Consider the following 15,341-nt stretch of genomic DNA (forward strand, 5'->3'; position numbering starts at 1 on the left):
TCCGTCGACACAACTAGCCCGTTCGCGCGCGGGACGCCATGCGATTGCGGGCGCCGTGCGGGCCGCCGTGACCTGCACAGACGATCAGCGGCAAGGACGATCAAGACCCCGACCGGGGGACATCGCGCGCGACCTTCCCGTTGCGGTGATCACCGGTCGGGGATCTTCTCGTGCACGGAGCACAGCACAGGCGCCGCGCGGACCAGCCGGCCAGGAAAGCTCCGCCGAAGGAGAGAAGAAGCATGCGTGTCACACGTACAGGTGTCCAGCTCGCCCTGGTCCTGAGCACACTCGCCCTGTCCGCACCCGCCGCCGTCGCCGACTCGTCCGGCAACGCCTGGGTCAATCCCTGGAAGGCCTCCCCCGGGAGCACCGTCACCGTCAGCACCACCGCCTGCGGCACGGAGACGTACGGCAAGGGCGAGTCGGAGGTGGCCGGGTCGTTCCACCTCCTGCCGGGCGACCGGAAGGGCGTCCTCGTGGGTGAGTTCACGCTTCCGGCCGACGCCCGCTCCGGCACGGACACCGTGACCCTCAAATGCCCGCCCCGCATCAAGCAGACCCTCACCTACCAGATCTCGGGCCGGCCGAACGGTGCCGTGGAGGCGGGCTTCGGCTGGGCCGCCGGCGCCGCGGACGGGGACGACGACGGCAGCCCGTACGCCGTCGGCGCACTGCTCCTCGGCGGCACCGCCGCCGGCGTCCTGATCGGGAAGCACCGTCGCACCGCCGCCCGGAACTCCGGCTGACCCCACACCGCACGACCCCATCACCCACCACGACCCGACGACCCACCACGGCCCCGGCTCCGCGAGGAGATCCGGGGCCGCGAAGCGTCGGGCGCGACCCGGCGAAGGGCGGGGCAGGGGGAGATGAGAGGGTCTTGCGGGTGAGTGATACACCGAGTAACACCCTGCAATACCGCCTCGACGGGAGAGAAGACGCCCCGGTTCTGGTCCTGGGCCCTTCGCTCGGCACGACCATGCACATGTGGGACCGGCAGATACCCGAGCTGACCCGGCAGTGGCGTGTCGTCCGGTTCGACCTGCCCGGGCACGGCGGTGCGCCCGCCCACCCCTTCACCTCCGTCGCCGAACTCGGCGACCGGCTGCTCGCCACCCTCGACGAGCTGGGCATCCAGCGCTTCGGCTACGCGGGCTGCTCCATCGGCGGGGCCGTCGGCCTCGACCTCGCGCTGCGCGCACCCCACCGGGTCGCCTCGCTCGCCCTGGTGGCGACCTCGCCCCGGTTCGGCAGCGCCGACGAGTTCCGCCAGCGCGGTGTGATCGTCCGGACCAACGGCCTCGACCCCATGGCCCGTACCGCCCCCGAGCAGTGGTTCACCCCCGCCTACAGCGCCGCGCAGCCCGCCATCGTCGAGTGGGCCGTCCAGATGGTCCGCACCACCGACCCCGGCTGCTACATCGGAGCCTGCGAGGCGCTCGCCCTCTTCGACGTCCGGGAGGCGCTCGGCCGGATCGGAGTCCCCGCCCTGGTCCTCGTCGGCTCCGACGACCAGGTCACCGGCCCCGCCGAGGCCCGCACCCTGGTCGCGGGGATCGCCGACGCCCGGCTCGCCGTCGTCCCCGGCGCCTCCCACCTCGCGCCCGTCGAGCAGCCGGCCGCCGTCACCGAACTGCTCATCGACCACTTCGCCGGGATCGTCCACGACACCCAGAGCACGCTGCCGGCGCCGCCGATGCCGCCCGTGTCCGCCACCGTCGTGCCCGTCGCCGAGATCGCGCCCGCCGAACCGGCCGACGAGGCCGCCGGGACCGCGCGCCCCGACCCCTACGAGCGGGGGGACAGGCTCCGCCGGGAGATCCTCGGCGACGCCCATGTGGAGCAGGCAGGCGCCGACGCGTTCGGCGCCGACCTCCAGGACCTGGTCACCCGCTACGCCTGGGGCGAGGTGTGGCACCGGGACGGCCTCGACCGGCGCACCCGCAGCTGCGTCACCCTGACGGCGCTGATCGCGGGCGGCCACCTCGACGCCCTCGCGGACCACACCCGGGCCGCCCTGCGCAACGGGCTCACCCCCGACGAACTCCGCGAGATCGTGCTCCAGACCGCCGTCTACTGCGGCCTCCCGGCCGCCGAGAGCGCCCTGCGCGTGATGGGCCGGGCGATCAAGGAGGAGACGACGCCTCCGGACACTCCCTAGATCATCTCCGGGCGTAGGCTGACGGGGCCCGTACGCCCGTCGTGAGGTGGAGTGCCGTGAAGCTGACGAAGATGTCGCACGCCTGCGTCCGTCTGGAGAAGGACGGGCGGACGCTCGTCATCGACCCCGGCGGCTTCAGCGAGGAGGACGCCGCGCTCGGCGCCGACGTCCTCCTCGTCACCCACGAGCACCCCGACCACTTCGACGAGAACCGGCTGCGCGCCGGTCTCGAGGCCAACCCGGCGGCCGAGATCTGGACCCTGCGCAGCGTCGCGGACCAGCTGTCGGCCGCCTTCCCCGGCCGCGTCCACACCGTCGGCCACGGCGACACCTTCACCGCAGCCGGGTTCGACGTCCAGGTCCACGGCGAGCTGCACGCGGTGATCCACCCGGACATCCCCCGGATCACGAACATCGGCTTCCTGGTGGACGGCACGGTCTTCCACCCGGGCGACGCCCTGACCGTCCCCGACCGGCCGGTGGACACGCTGATGCTGCCCGTGATGGCCCCCTGGAACAAGATCTCCGAGGTCATCGAGTACGTCCGCGAGGTCAAGCCGCGCCGCGCCATCGACATCCACGACGCCCTGCTCACCGACCTCGCCCGGCCGATCTACGACCGGCAGATCGGCGCGCTCGGCGGCACGGACCACGGCCGGCTCACCCCGGGCGACTCCACCCGGCTGTGACCCACCGGCGCTCGCGGACGGTGACTGTCACACCCCGCCGTTAGGCTTGCGCTCATGCGCATCGCGACCTGGAACGTCAATTCGATCACTGCCCGCCTGCCCCGACTCCTGGCATGGCTGGAGAGCACCGGCACGGACGTGCTGTGCGTCCAGGAGACCAAGTGCACCGCCGAGCAGTTCCCCACCGACGAGCTGCGCGAGCTGGGGTACGAATCGGTGGTCCACGCCACCGGCCGGTGGAACGGCGTGGCGCTGATCTCCAAGGTCGGCCTCACCGACGTCGTCACGGGCCTGCCCGGCGGTCCCGAGTACGAGGGCGTGCAGGAGCCCCGGGCCGTCTCCGCGACCTGCGGACCGGTCCGGGTCTGGTCCGTGTACGTGCCGAACGGCCGCGAGGTCGCGCACGAGCACTACGCGTACAAGCTCCGCTGGCTGGAGGCGCTCCGCGCGGCCGTGGCCGAGGACGCGGCGGGGGAGCGGCCCTTCGCCGTCCTCGGTGACTACAACATCGCCCCGACCGACGACGACGTGTGGGACCGGGCGGCCTTCGAGGGCCTCACGCACGTCACCGAGCCGGAGCGGGCCGCGCTGACCGGGCTCCGTGAGACGGGCCTGGTGGATGTCGTCCCGCGCCCGCTCAAGTACGACCACCCGTTCACGTACTGGGACTACCGCCAGCTCTGCTTCCCGAAGAACCGGGGCATGCGCATCGACCTGGTGTACGGCAACAAGCCGTTCGCCGACGCGGTCAAGGACGGCTACGTCGACCGCGAGGAGCGCAAGGGCAAGGGCGCCTCCGACCACGCCCCGGTCGTCGTCGACCTGGACGTCTAGGTTCCGATCCCCGTCCCCGGCGCCCCGGCGTGGATGATCTCCGCGCGCCGGGTGGTGCCACGGGAGGGTGAAATGCGACGCTGTTCGGATGAACATCCCGTTCCTGGACAACTGGCGCAAGCGGCATGAGGCCGATCAGCCCCCCTTGGCCGCGGCCTTCGACCGCGACCCCGAAGGGGTGGGTGACCTGCTCGCCGAGTGCGAGCTGCTGCGTGCCAGAGTCCAGGACCGCGGGGTGACGCTGGACGACAGTCCCCGCTCGCTCGCCGCGCTCGACCAGCTCCCGCCGCGCTGGCGCGACGACCCGGAGGAGCTGCCGTGGATCGGCAACGACGCCGGTCTGTATCTCGGCACCGTCATCGTGCGGAACGTTCCCGGTGCCGCCTGGCAGGTGTGGCCCGGCGGGCAGCCGGTGGTGCGGCTCGCCTCGGGCCGGGAGATCAATGTGGTCGAGGCCGGGCTCGACTGGGCCATGACCGGATCGCCGGAGCTCTCCCAGATGTACGGCGAGGCCGCCGAGTTCTGAGTGTCCGCACCCCCACGGGACACCCTTCTGCAGTAAATACTGCTTATGCCGTTTTTACGCGTGTCGACCATGAAGTCCCTTTTTGCGCCGGATAGTTTGCGCTGACCTCGACACGGCTGAAAAGGGGCAGGGGAGCGTATGGCGGTCGTCGATCCGTTGATCGAGCTGCGTGACGTCAACAAGCACTACGGCACGCTGCACGTCCTCCAGGGCATCAGTCTCACCGTCGGGCGCGGGGAAGTGGTCGTCGTCATCGGGCCCTCGGGCTCGGGGAAGTCCACGCTCTGCCGGGCCATGAACCGGCTGGAGGCCGTCGAGTCGGGCGAGATCATCATCGACGGACAGCCCCTCCCGGAGGAGGGCAGGGCGCTCGCCCGGCTGCGGGCCGAGGTCGGGATGGTCTTCCAGTCCTTCAACCTGTTCGCCCACAAGACCGTGCTCGCCAATGTCTCCCTGGCACAGATCAAGGTCCGCAAGCGCAGGAAGGAGGACGCCGACCGGCGCTCGCGCGAACTCCTCGACCGGGTCGGTCTCGCCGCCCACGCCGACAAGTTCCCCGCCCAGCTCTCCGGCGGCCAGCAGCAGCGGGTGGCGATCGCCCGCGCCCTGGCCATGGACCCCAAGGCGCTCCTCTTCGACGAGCCGACCTCCGCCCTCGACCCCGAGATGATCAACGAGGTCCTGGAGGTCATGCAGCAGCTGGCCAGTGAGGGCATGACCATGGTCGTGGTGACCCACGAGATGGGCTTCGCGCGCTCCGCGGCCAACCGGGTCGTCTTCATGGCCGACGGCCGCATCGTCGAGGACCGCACACCCGAGGAGTTCTTCACCAGCCCGCGCAGTGAACGCGCCAAGGACTTCCTGTCCAAGATCCTCAAGCACTGAGCGGGGGTGGACACCACATGCACCGTACGCGCCGTCGCCTCGCCCTCCTCACGCTGCTCGCCGCCGCGGTGACCGCGCTGGTTGCCTGCGGCAAGGAGGGCAGCCCGCCCGTCAAGGGTCCGCAGCCCGACGAACTCCCCGTCTACCAGGTCCAGTCGGCGTTCCAGCTGCCCGAGTCACCGACCTGGGAGCGGGCGCGGAAGCGCGGCCATCTCGTCGTCGGAGCCAAGGAGGACCAGCCCTACATGGGGGAGAAGGACCCGGCCACCGGGCGGTACTCCGGCTTCGACATCGAGATCGCCAAGATGCTCTCCGCCTCCCTCGGCTTCGACCCCGCCACGATCAGCTTCCGGACCATCGCCTCGGCGAACCGCGAGACCGCCCTGCAGAACGGCCAGATCGACTACTACGTCGGCACCTACACCATCAACGACAACCGCAAGAAGCTCGTCGGCTTCGCGGGCCCCTACTACCTGGCCGGCCAGTCGCTGCTCGTCCGCACCGACGAGAACGACATCCACGGCCCGCAGGACCTCGATGGCAAACGGGTCTGCTCCGCCGCCGGATCCACCCCGTACCAGCGGATCGAACGGGACCACCCGAAGGCGGAACTGGTCGCCTACGACACCTACTCCGTCTGCGTCGACAACCTGCTCACCTACCAGGTCGACGCCGTCACCACCGACGACACGATCCTGATGGGCTACGCGGCGAAGGTCCCCGACGAACTCAAGGTCGTCGGCAAGCCGTTCTCCGAGGAGCCGTACGGCGTCGGCGTCCCCCGCAGCGACAACGCCCTGCGCTTCGCCCTCGACGACGCCCTCGCCGGGCACGAGAAGAACGGCGACTGGAAGAAGGCCTACGACGTGACCCTCGGCCTCTCGGGGGTGCCCGCCCCGCAGCCGCCCGCCATCGACCGCTACCCGGCGAGCTGAGGAAGGAGCGCCCCGCATGGACGTCCTGACGGACAACTTCGAAACCTACGGCGAAGGCTTCCTCGGCACCGTCGAACTCACCGTCTACTCCTCGGCCCTGGCCCTCGTCCTCGGCTTCGTGATGGCCGCCTTCCGGGTCGCACCGGTCGGCTCCTTCCGGGTCTTCGGCACGGTCTGGGTCACGATCCTGCGCAACACCCCGCTCACCCTGCTCTTCTTCGCCGTGATGCTGGGCCTGCCGCGCTTCGGACTCGTGCTCCCCTTCGAGCTGTTCGCCGTCCTCGCCCTCGGCTGCTACACCTCGGCGTTCATCTGCGAGGTGCTGCGGTCCGGCATCAACACCGTCCCACGTGGCCAGGGCGAGGCGTCCCGGAGCCTCGGCATGACGTTCGGTCAGACCCTCAACGCGGTCGTACTGCCCCAGGCGTTCCGCTCCGTCATCCCGCCCATCGGCTCCACCCTGATCGCGCTCGCCAAGAACTCCGCCATCGCCGGGGCGTTCAGCGTCAACGAACTCCTCGGCACCTACAAGACGCTGAGCGAACTCGGCTACAACATCGTCTGGACCTTCGTCTGGATCGCCGTCGGCTACCTCATCATCACCCTCACCATCAGCGCGATCTTCAACGTCCTGGAGAAGCGCTGGGGAGTCGCCCGATGACCGAGTCCACCGCCCTCTACGACATCCCGGGACCGCGGACCCGCAAGCGTCATCTGCTGTACGGCGTCATCTCGACCGTCGTGATCCTGGCGCTGGCCGGCTGGATCCTCTCACTCCTCTTCGACACGTCCCAGTTCACGGCCACCAAGTGGTCGCCCTTCGAGTACATCGGCATCCAGGAGCTGCTGCTCCGCGGTCTCGGGAACACCCTCAAGGCCTTCGCGTACGCCTCGGTGCTCTCGCTCGCGTTCGGCGCCGTCCTCGCGGTCGGACGGCTCTCCGAGCGCGCGGTGTTCCGCTGGGTCTCGACCCTGCTGGTGGAGTTCTTCCGTGCCATGCCCGTGCTGGTGATGATCTTCTTCATCTTCGTGGCGCTGAAGGTCCAGCCGCTGCCCGCGCTGGTCGCCGGACTCACCCTCTACAACGGCTCGGTGCTCGCCGAGGTGTTCCGTACAGGTATCAACTCGGTCGGTCGCGGCCAGGGGGAGGCTGCCTACGCGCTCGGTATGCGCAAGTCCCAGGTGATGACGTACGTCCTGGCGCCGCAGGCGCTGCGCGCGATGCTGCCGGCCATCATCAGCCAGCTGGTGGTGGCGCTGAAGGACACGTCGCTCGGATTCCTCATCACCTACGAGGAGTTCCTGCACGCGGGGAAGCTGATCGCGTCGAACCTCGACTACGATCTGCCGTTCATCCCCGTGGTCATGGTCATCTCGCCCATCTACATCGGGATGTGCATGCTCCTCTCCTGGTTCGCCACCTGGGTGGCCAGGAGGGAGCGGCGCAGTCCCAAGACACAGGCCGCGGACGTCGCCCCGGCCGAACCAGGGACGCTGCTGCCGGGTGGGGGTCCCCCCACGCGGCCGTAGTGGCCGCGCAGTAGCTCGCGGGGAGCCAAGCCCGCCCGGCAGCAGCCGGTGATCACTCCGCTCGCAGTGGGACCGACAGGTACGAGGGGTCGGCCGCAGGGGAGGAGAAGGTCAGCTGCGCGCCGGTCGGGTTGTGCTCGATGTAGAGCGGGTCCACGGTGTCGACGACCAGGGCGAGCCGGTGGCCCGCGGGAACGTCGTAGGCCGTGGAGAACAGCTCCAGGTCGACCGGGAAAGGAGTGCCGGGTGTCTTGCCGTGGAAGGTGTACGGCGCGTTGCTGACCAGCTTGCCGAGGCCGAGCGGGCCCACGTCGTAGAGGTACGCGACGAGGGTGCCGCTCTCCTTGGTGGAGGTGACCGTGGTGTGCAGCTTCGCCGTACCGCGCACCCGCTGGGGCGCGTCGTACCGCTCGGACTGCCATACCCCGGCGAAGGAGCGGGGGAGGAGCGGGATCGAGGCGACCGGCGGTGCCTTGACCAGCTGGTCGAGGAGGTTGGAGAGCAGGACCACACCGCCGTTGGCGCCGGAGTCGATGTTCGCCCAGATCCGCTGGGAGCCGCCGAGGGAGATCTTGCGCTCGTTCGCGCCGACCGACTTCCAGTCCGGGTAGCCCTCGTAGCCTCCGGTGGACCTCGACTTGAGCTGGACGGGCTGCTCGCGGTCGATGCCGTTGTCGACGCCCTTGAGGTGGTGGTCGAACCAGCGGTGGGCGCTGGTCCAGGTGTCGTTGGGCAGTCCGAGCAGGCCCGTCGCCTCGGCGGTGGCGTGGTCGCCGGGGCGGAACTCCAGGCGCTTGGGGCCGCGGAGCTTCTCGTAGAAGGAGGCGTACTGGTTGGGCGGGAAGATGGTGTCGCCCCAGGCGTTGCCGAGCATGATCGCGGCGCCGTTGGCGTTGATCCGGTCGAGGTAGGTGGCGGGTGACCGCTTCTCGCCCCAGGCGATCATCTCGCCCTCCTTGGCGAGGTTGGAGGAGAGGAAGTCGCTGAGGATGCCCTTGAGTTCGGGGCCGGGGCGGCCGGTGAGGAAGCCCGCGCCGCCGAGCAGCGCGGCGGCCTGCAGGTGCTGGGTGCGGCCGCTGTAGATGGACTCGATGAGGTCCGCCCAGCCGCTGAGGGCTGCCACCGCCTTGATCCGCTTGTCGTGCGCGGCGGCCAGGAGGCTGATCCCGGCGCCGTAACTCACGCCCGCCATACCGACCTTGGCCGGGTCGGCGGGGGTGTTCGCGAGCGCCCAGTCGATGACCTTGGAGGCGTCGGCCACGTCCCTCGGCCCCGCGGTCTCGATCTCGCCGCCGGACTGCCAGAAGCCGCGCGAGTTGTAACTCACCACGACGTAACCGGAGTCGGCGAGCTTCTGCGCCTGGGCGAGGTACTCGATCTGGGGCACGGCCCAGCTGGTGGGCAGCACGATCACGGGGTAACGGGCCGCGGCGCCGGCGCCGGCCGGGGTGACGACGTTGGCCTTGAGGACGGTGCCGCCGTCGCCGGCGATGTCGACGAAGCGTACGGAGGGGGCGGCGGTGGCGGCGGACGGGGCGGCGGTGGCGGCGGGGGCGACGCCGAGGGCCGTCCCGGCCACCAGGGCGGCCGAGACGGCGAGGGAGAGAGGTGCGCGCACGGGGGGTCACTCCTTGCTCGTGCCACTGGTGGGGACAGTGCAAAGTGACCCGACGGTAACCGGGCGGGCTTACCCGAGGTAACCGGTCGGTAAGTTACGCGAGGGTAACGATTGTTGAACGTGTGATCAGCGCAGGGCGCTCTTCGCCTGCCACTCGGCCCACGAGAGGTTCCACTCGCCGTACCCGTTGTTCAGGGCCTGCGTCCCCTTGGCGTCGGAGCCCGTGACCTCGAAGGGGTCGCCGACCTGGACCGCGTCGTACACACTCTTCGCGTCGGCGTCGCTCATCCCGATGCAGCCGGAGCTCTTGTTGGCGTTGCCGAAGTAGGCCGCGTTCCAGGGCGCCGCGTGCGCGTACATGCCCGACCAGGTCAGCCGCATCGAGTAGTCGACCATCTTGTCGTAGGCGTCACCGAGGCCGACCGTCTCGGAACGCATGTTGATGGTGCCCTCCTTGGACATCAGGACCGTCTTCCCGCGCCAGGACGCCTTCTCGCCGCCGGGCGTACCGGCCGACATGGGCACGCTCTTCACGGTCACGCCGTCGCGCGTCAGGGTCAGCCGGTGGTTGTCGAGGTCCACCTTGACCAGCTGGTTCTTCCCGATCGAGAAGGTGGTGGTGTAGTCCCGGACGAACCAGCCGCCGGCGGCGCCGGAGTCGATCCCGCCGAGCGTGGCGTCGAGCGTGACCTTCGTACCGGCCTTCCAGTACTCCTTCGGCCGCCAGTCGACCCGGTCCTTGCCCGACCAGTCCTGCATCCAGCCCCAGGAGCCCTCGGTGTTGTTCGAGGTGGTGACCTTGAGGTGCTTCTCGACGTCCGCCTTGTTCTTCACCGGGTGGTCGAAGACGATCGACAGCGGCTGGCCGATGCCGACGGTGGTGTTCTTCCCCGGGGCCAGGGTCAGCTTGTTGACCTTCTCGGGCGCGGCGGTGGTGAAGGCGGCCTTCGCGGTGGCCCCACCGGCGTCCCGCGCCTCGACGGCGTACGCGGTCCCGGGCGTGGCGTTCCGCGCGGACGTCCACGTCCTGCCGTCCGCGGCCACCTTCCCGTCGAGCCGCGCCCCCTTGGAGTCGGTCACGGTCACCTCGCGCAGCTTCCCCTCGGCCAGTGTCACGGTGACCGGCTCACCGGCCTTGGCGCTCTCGCCGGTGAGGTTCACGGATATCCGCATCGGCGGCACCTCCTTCGAGCCCGTCGCCCCACCGTCGCCCCCGGCGGCCACCGCGCCCCCGGAACACGAGCTGAGCGCGGCGACGGCGAGGGCCACGCCGGTGGCGGTGAGCAGGGCGCGCGGGCGGGTGCGGTTCACAGGGACAACCTCCTGAGTGATCTCTCTTGCCGAGGGAAGAGGGCAGGAGGACGCCGGAGGTTGCGACAATCCGATGAATTCCGGTGATGTCGGATGTGAGATGGGCGATACTCGGCCACCGTGCGACCGGGGCGGCGCTCTGGAAACCTCCGGGCCGTCGGGCCAGGGTGGGGGCGTGGAGAGTGAGAGTGGGGTTCCCGATGTGTTCGACCCGAGTATCTACGCCGACGGCGTTCCGCACGGCGCCTACCGCGTGCTGCGCGATCGGTGGCCCGTCGCGTGGCAGGAGGAGCGGGCGGTGCTCGGGTGGCCCGAAGGGTCCGGCTTCTGGGCGGTGACGCGGCACGCCGACGTCGTACGGGTGCTCAAGGAGCCCGCCGCCTACTCCTCGTATCTCGGCGCCACCCAGATCCGCGACCCCGACCCGGCCGACCTTCCGTTCATCCGGCGGATGATGCTCAATCAGGACCCTCCGCACCACAACCGGCTGCGCCGGCTCGTCAGCCGGGCCTTCACGCCCGGGCGGATCGAGCGGTTCACGGACACGGTGCGGGCGCGGGCCAGGGAACTCCTCGCGGGCGCCCTCGACGACGGCCCCGAGACCGACCTCGTCCGCGCCGTCACCGACGACTACGCGCTGCTCAACCTGACCGACCTGCTGGGCGTGCCCGCGAGCGACCGGGGCCTGCTGCTCGCGTGGACCGAGCGGGTCATCGCCTACCAGGACCCCGACGAGCCGCCCGTCCTCGACGACCAGGGTCGGCCCGTCAACCCCCGCTCGCCCGCGATGCTGGCCGAGATGTTCGACTACGCCCGCGGGCTCGCCGCGTACAAGCGGAAGAACCCCGCCGACGACCTCATGACCGTGCTCGCGGGCTCAGAACTGCACGACGCAGAACTCGAGATGTTCTTCTTCCTGCTGACCGTCGCCGGCAACGACACCGTTCGCAGCGCCGCCCCCGGCGGACTGCTCGCCCTCGCCCGCCACCCCGACGAGCGGCGCCGGCTGTGGAGCGGAGAGGTCGCCCTGGACCGGGCCGTCGAGGAACTCCTGCGCGTCCACCCGCCCGTGCTCTCTTTCCGGCGCACCGCGACCCGCGACACCGAACTCGCCGGGCGCCGCATCGCCGCCGGGGACAAGGTGGTCGTCCTCCACGCCTCCGCCAACCACGACGAACGCGTCTTCGCCGACCCCGGCCGGCTCGACCTGGCCCGCCACCCCAACCCGCACGTCTCGTTCGGTGAGGGCCCGCACGTCTGCCTCGGCGCGCACTTCGCCCGGCTCCAGCTCCGCGTCCTGCACGAGGAGGCCCGTCAGGCCCTGGGCGACCTCGAACTCGCCGCCCCGCCCCGGCGGCTCGTCTCCAACTTCGTCAACGGCCTCAAGACGCTGCCGGTTCGGGTACGGGCGCGGTCCGCGCCGCCGTCGTGACATCGGCGACCAGCTCCACGACATCGGGGCCGTACGCGTCCGAGTTGACGATCCTGAGGAGGAGTACGAAGGGGCCGGAGCCGTACTTCCGGGCCAGCTTCTCGTGGTGCCGGGCCAGATAGCGGCTCGCGGCCCGGTTGGCGACGGCGGCCTGACCGCAGAGCAGGAAGACCGGCAGCCCGCCCTCGCCGCCGGTGAGCCGGGCGAGGACCACGTGCTCGGTGGCCCCGTTCACCAGCCGGTACTCCTGGCCCCCGACCGTGAACATGCCCCGGTCCGCGGCCGGCTCCGACTCCACGTTCATCGTCATGCCGGGCAGCAGGGACGACAGGTGCGCGGCCATCCGGCGGTTGGAGTACGGCCCACCGACGCAGAACTCCGCGCGGTCGCCCAGGCCCTGCCGGGCCTCGTCGTGCTGGACTATCTCCGGGCGTGCCCCGCAGTCCTTGATCAGGGCGGAGAGTTCGAGCAGAGCGGAGACGTCGATGTGGTTCACCGCCCGCTCGCTGCCCGCCTGGCGGTTCACCACCAGCAGGCACTCGGAACCGTCACGCAGTCCGAAGAACGCCTGCTTGCGCCGGAGTCGACGGCGCCACAGATACGTCCGGGTCAGCCAGCCCAGCGACGCGCTGAGCCCGGTCGCCAGCACTCCCAGCACGACATTGCGCAGGTCTTCGTTCATGGGCGCGCATGGTAGCGGTACGGCGTACCGCTGTTCGAGGCGGTCCTGACGGGAAGGCGGGCCGGAAGTTACGCTGCGCGGACGGCCGTTGACTGGAGGTACAAGTGCGACGCTCCACCGCTCGGAAGGTCTCTCTGCTCGCCGTCGCCGTGACGGTGCTCTCGGTGGGCGCGGCGGCGCCACCGACGGGGGCCGGCCCGCGGCCGCCCGTGAAGGAACCCGTCGCCGTCGGCTACGGCGGCGCCGTCGCGAGCGTCGACGCCGACGCCTCCGCCGTGGGCATCGAGGTGCTCCGCAAGGGCGGCAACGCCGTCGACGCGGCCGTCGCCGTGGCCGCCGCCCTCGGCGTCACCGAGCCGTACTCCGCGGGCATCGGCGGAGGCGGCTACTTCGTCCACTACGACGCCAGGACCCGCACCGTGCGGACCATCGACGGCCGCGAGACCGCGCCCGCCTCCGCCGACGCGAACCTCTTCGTGGAGAACGGCAAGCCCATCCCGTTCGAGGAGGGCATGACCAGCGGCCGCAGCGTCGGCACCCCCGGCACCCCGGCGACCTGGAAGGCCGCGCTCGACGCCTGGGGCAGCAAGCCGCTGCGCACGCTCCTCGAACCCGCCGAGCGCCTCGCCCGCGACGGCTTCACCGTCGACGCCACCTTCCGTGCCCAGACGGCCTCCAACGAGGCCCGCTTCCGGGACTTCCCGGCCTCCTCGGAGCTGTTCCTGCCCGGCGGCCAACTGCCCGTGGTCGGCTCGACGTTCAAGAACCCCGACCTCGCCCGTACGTACGACAAGCTCGGCCGGGAGGGCGTCGGGGCGCTCTACCGGGGGCCGCTCGCCCGGGACATCGTCGACACCGTCCGCAAGCCTCCGGTACGGGCCGGGGCCACCCGTGTCGTCCGGGCCGGCGATCTGACCGAGCGGGACCTCGCCACGTACGAGACGGAACGGCGCCGGCCGACGAAGATCTCCTACCGCGGCCTCGACGTCTACGGCATGGCCCCGTCCTCGTCCGGCGGGACGAGCGTCGGCGAGGCGCTCAATATCCTGGAGCGCTCGGACCTCTCCTCCGCCTCGCGCGCCGCCTACCTGCACCGGTTCATCGAGGCCAGCCGGATCGCGTTCGCCGACCGGGGCCGATGGGTCGGCGACCCGGCCTTCGAGGACGTGCCCACCCGGGAGCTGCTCTCGCAGGGCTTCGCCGACTCCCGGGCGTGCCTGATCCGCGACGACGCCGTGCTGACCAGCCCGCTCGCACCGGGCGACCCGCGCGACCCGGCGGCCTGCGCGAGCGGAGGGACGGCCGCGCCGACGACGTACGAGGGCGAGAACACCACGCACCTCACGGTCGCCGACCGGTGGGGCAACGTCGTCTCGTACACGCTCACCATCGAGTCGACCGGCGGCAGCGGGATCACCGTCCCCGGCCGTGGCTTCCTGCTCAACAACGAACTCACCGACTTCTCCTTCGCCCCGGCGAACCCGGCCGTCCACGACCCGAACCTGCCCGGACCCGGGAAGCGGCCGCGCTCCTCGATGTCCCCGACGATCGTGCTCGACCGGCACGACCGCCCGGTCCTCGCGCTCGGCTCACCGGGCGGGGCGACCATCATCACCACCGTGCTCCAGACGCTGACCGGTGTCCTGGACCGCGGACTGCCGCTCGTCGACGCCATCGCCGAACCCCGGGCGAGCCAGCGCAACCAGACGACGACGGAGCTCGAACCGGGCCTGTGGAACAGCCCGTTGAAGGCGGATCTCGAGGCGATCGGGCACGGCTTCCGGCAGAACCCGGAGATCGGCGCGGCGACCGGCGTCCAGCGCCTGCCGGACGGGCGCTGGGTCGCCGCCGCCGAGACCGTACGGCGCGGAGGCGGCTCGGCGATGGTCGTACGGCCGGTGGGGTAGGAGCCGGTCGGTCCGGCGGGGCCCTCGGGGCGGCGGCGCTACAGCGCCGTGAGGATCCGGGGGCCGTCGTCCGTGATCGCCACCGTGTGCTCCGCGTGCGCGGCGCGCGAGCCGTCGACCGTACGCATCGTCCAGCCGTCCCGCGCCGTGTAGTGGTCGTCCCCGCCCCCGGCGATCACCATCGGCTCGATCGCGAGGACCATGCCGTGCCGCAGCGGCATGCCCCGGCCCGGGCGCCCCTCGTTGGGGACGCCCGGGTCCTCGTGCATCGCGCGCCCGATGCCGTGCCCGCCGAAGCCGTCCGGGATGCCGTACCCGGCGCCCCGGCAGACCCGGCCGATCGCGTGGGCGACATCCCCGATCCGGTTGCCGACGACGGCCGCGCCGATGCCCGCCTCCAGGGCCGCGTACGCCGTGTCGATCAGCCGTGTGTCCGCCGGGCGCGCCCGGCCCACCGTGAAGCTGACGGCCGAGTCGCCGGCCCAGCCGCCCAGGAGCGCCCCGCAGTCGACGGAGACCAGATCCCCGTCGGCGAGGCGGCGGTCCTCGGGGATGCCGTGCACGATCGCGTCGTTCACCGAGACGCACACGACCGCCGGGAACGGCACCGGCGCCCAGTCGGGGCGGTAGCCCAGGAACGGCGATCCGGCCCCGGCCGCCGTGAGCACCTCGCGGGCCACCCGGTCCAGCTCCCTGCCCGTGACCCCGGGCGCCGCCTTCTTCCGAACGGCCGCCAGCGCCTCGGCGACCACCCGTCCCGCGTCGCGCATGGCGCGCAGGTTCTCGTCCGTCTTGATCTCCACCATGCCAATTACTATACCGGTATTA

15 protein-coding genes are annotated in these 15,341 nt (G+C 71.1%); 11 read left to right on the forward strand and 4 right to left on the reverse strand.

The annotated features are described in order from the left end of the window. Positions 1 to 242: 242 nt before the first annotated feature. The 9 genes from ACF09C_RS05870 (at position 243) to ACF09C_RS05910 (ending at position 7,563) form a co-directional block, all read left to right on the forward strand. A complete protein-coding gene (locus ACF09C_RS05870) occupies positions 243 to 749 on the forward strand; it encodes a sortase (RefSeq protein ID WP_392089163.1) in 507 nt (168 codons plus the stop codon). A 140-nt stretch (positions 750 to 889) separates the two neighbouring features. Then, a complete protein-coding gene (locus ACF09C_RS05875; protein WP_392089165.1) occupies positions 890 to 2,164 on the forward strand; it encodes an alpha/beta fold hydrolase in 1,275 nt (424 codons plus the stop codon). A gap of 71 nt (positions 2,165 to 2,235) precedes the next feature. Beyond that, a complete protein-coding gene (locus ACF09C_RS05880) occupies positions 2,236 to 2,853 on the forward strand; it encodes an MBL fold metallo-hydrolase (RefSeq protein ID WP_362412880.1) in 618 nt (205 codons plus the stop codon). Between the two features lie 54 nt (positions 2,854 to 2,907). Next, a complete protein-coding gene (locus ACF09C_RS05885) occupies positions 2,908 to 3,687 on the forward strand; it encodes an exodeoxyribonuclease III (protein WP_392089167.1) in 780 nt (259 codons plus the stop codon). Between the two features lie 88 nt (positions 3,688 to 3,775). Continuing rightward, positions 3,776 to 4,213 carry a DUF6278 family protein gene (locus tag ACF09C_RS05890; protein WP_362412455.1) on the forward strand — a complete coding sequence of 146 codons (438 nt, stop codon included), beginning with the start codon at positions 3,776 to 3,778 and terminating at the stop codon, positions 4,211 to 4,213. 138 nt (positions 4,214 to 4,351) lie between these two features. Continuing rightward, positions 4,352 to 5,098, forward strand: a complete 747-nt coding sequence (locus ACF09C_RS05895) for an amino acid ABC transporter ATP-binding protein (RefSeq protein ID WP_392089169.1) — start codon at positions 4,352 to 4,354, stop codon at positions 5,096 to 5,098. Between the two features lie 17 nt (positions 5,099 to 5,115). After that, complete coding sequence (locus ACF09C_RS05900) at positions 5,116 to 6,033, forward strand: glutamate ABC transporter substrate-binding protein (RefSeq protein WP_392089171.1); 918 nt, start codon at positions 5,116 to 5,118, stop codon at positions 6,031 to 6,033. Positions 6,034 to 6,049: 16 nt separating this feature from the next. After that, on the forward strand, positions 6,050 to 6,694 hold the full coding sequence (locus tag ACF09C_RS05905) for an amino acid ABC transporter permease (RefSeq protein WP_392089172.1): 645 nt from the start codon (positions 6,050 to 6,052) through the stop codon (positions 6,692 to 6,694). Beyond that, a complete protein-coding gene (locus ACF09C_RS05910) occupies positions 6,691 to 7,563 on the forward strand; it encodes an amino acid ABC transporter permease (protein ID WP_392089174.1) in 873 nt (290 codons plus the stop codon). The genes ACF09C_RS05905 and ACF09C_RS05910 overlap by 4 nt, the downstream gene beginning before the upstream one ends. 52 nt (positions 7,564 to 7,615) lie before the next feature. On the opposite strand, the gene ACF09C_RS05915 is transcribed toward ACF09C_RS05910, so the two are convergent. Both ACF09C_RS05915 and ACF09C_RS05920 read right to left on the reverse strand, forming a co-directional pair. After that, positions 7,616 to 9,181, reverse strand: coding sequence for an alpha/beta fold hydrolase (locus ACF09C_RS05915; protein WP_392089176.1), 1,566 nt, complete (start codon positions 9,179 to 9,181; stop codon positions 7,616 to 7,618). Positions 9,182 to 9,307: 126 nt separating this feature from the next. Next, a complete protein-coding gene (locus ACF09C_RS05920) occupies positions 9,308 to 10,492 on the reverse strand; it encodes an Ig-like domain-containing protein (RefSeq protein ID WP_392089178.1) in 1,185 nt (394 codons plus the stop codon). Positions 10,493 to 10,694: 202 nt separating this feature from the next. Between ACF09C_RS05920 and ACF09C_RS05925 the strand changes: the two genes are divergently transcribed. Beyond that, complete coding sequence (locus ACF09C_RS05925) at positions 10,695 to 11,924, forward strand: cytochrome P450 (protein ID WP_392090230.1); 1,230 nt, start codon at positions 10,695 to 10,697, stop codon at positions 11,922 to 11,924. Here ACF09C_RS05925 and ACF09C_RS05930 read toward each other — a convergent pair. Further along, entirely contained in the window at positions 11,875 to 12,606 is a 732-nt protein-coding gene (locus tag ACF09C_RS05930) for a hypothetical protein (protein WP_392089180.1), read from the reverse strand. The two genes, ACF09C_RS05925 and ACF09C_RS05930, sit on opposite strands and share 50 nt — an antisense overlap. A 104-nt stretch (positions 12,607 to 12,710) precedes the next feature. Here ACF09C_RS05930 and ggt point away from each other — a divergent pair, with 104 nt between their 5' ends. After that, on the forward strand, positions 12,711 to 14,513 hold the full coding sequence (gene ggt, locus ACF09C_RS05935) for a gamma-glutamyltransferase (protein ID WP_392089182.1): 1,803 nt from the start codon (positions 12,711 to 12,713) through the stop codon (positions 14,511 to 14,513). A gap of 38 nt (positions 14,514 to 14,551) precedes the next feature. Here the strand turns inward: ggt and map are convergent, their stop codons facing one another. Beyond that, positions 14,552 to 15,319 (reverse strand): type I methionyl aminopeptidase, encoded by a 768-nt coding sequence (map, locus tag ACF09C_RS05940; protein WP_392089184.1) that lies wholly within the window; start codon positions 15,317 to 15,319, stop codon positions 14,552 to 14,554. Between the last annotated feature and the right edge of the window lie 22 nt (positions 15,320 to 15,341).

The sequence above is a fragment of the Streptomyces sp. NPDC014870 genome (assembly GCF_043081505.1).
Classification (GTDB): domain Bacteria; phylum Actinomycetota; class Actinomycetes; order Streptomycetales; family Streptomycetaceae; genus Streptomyces.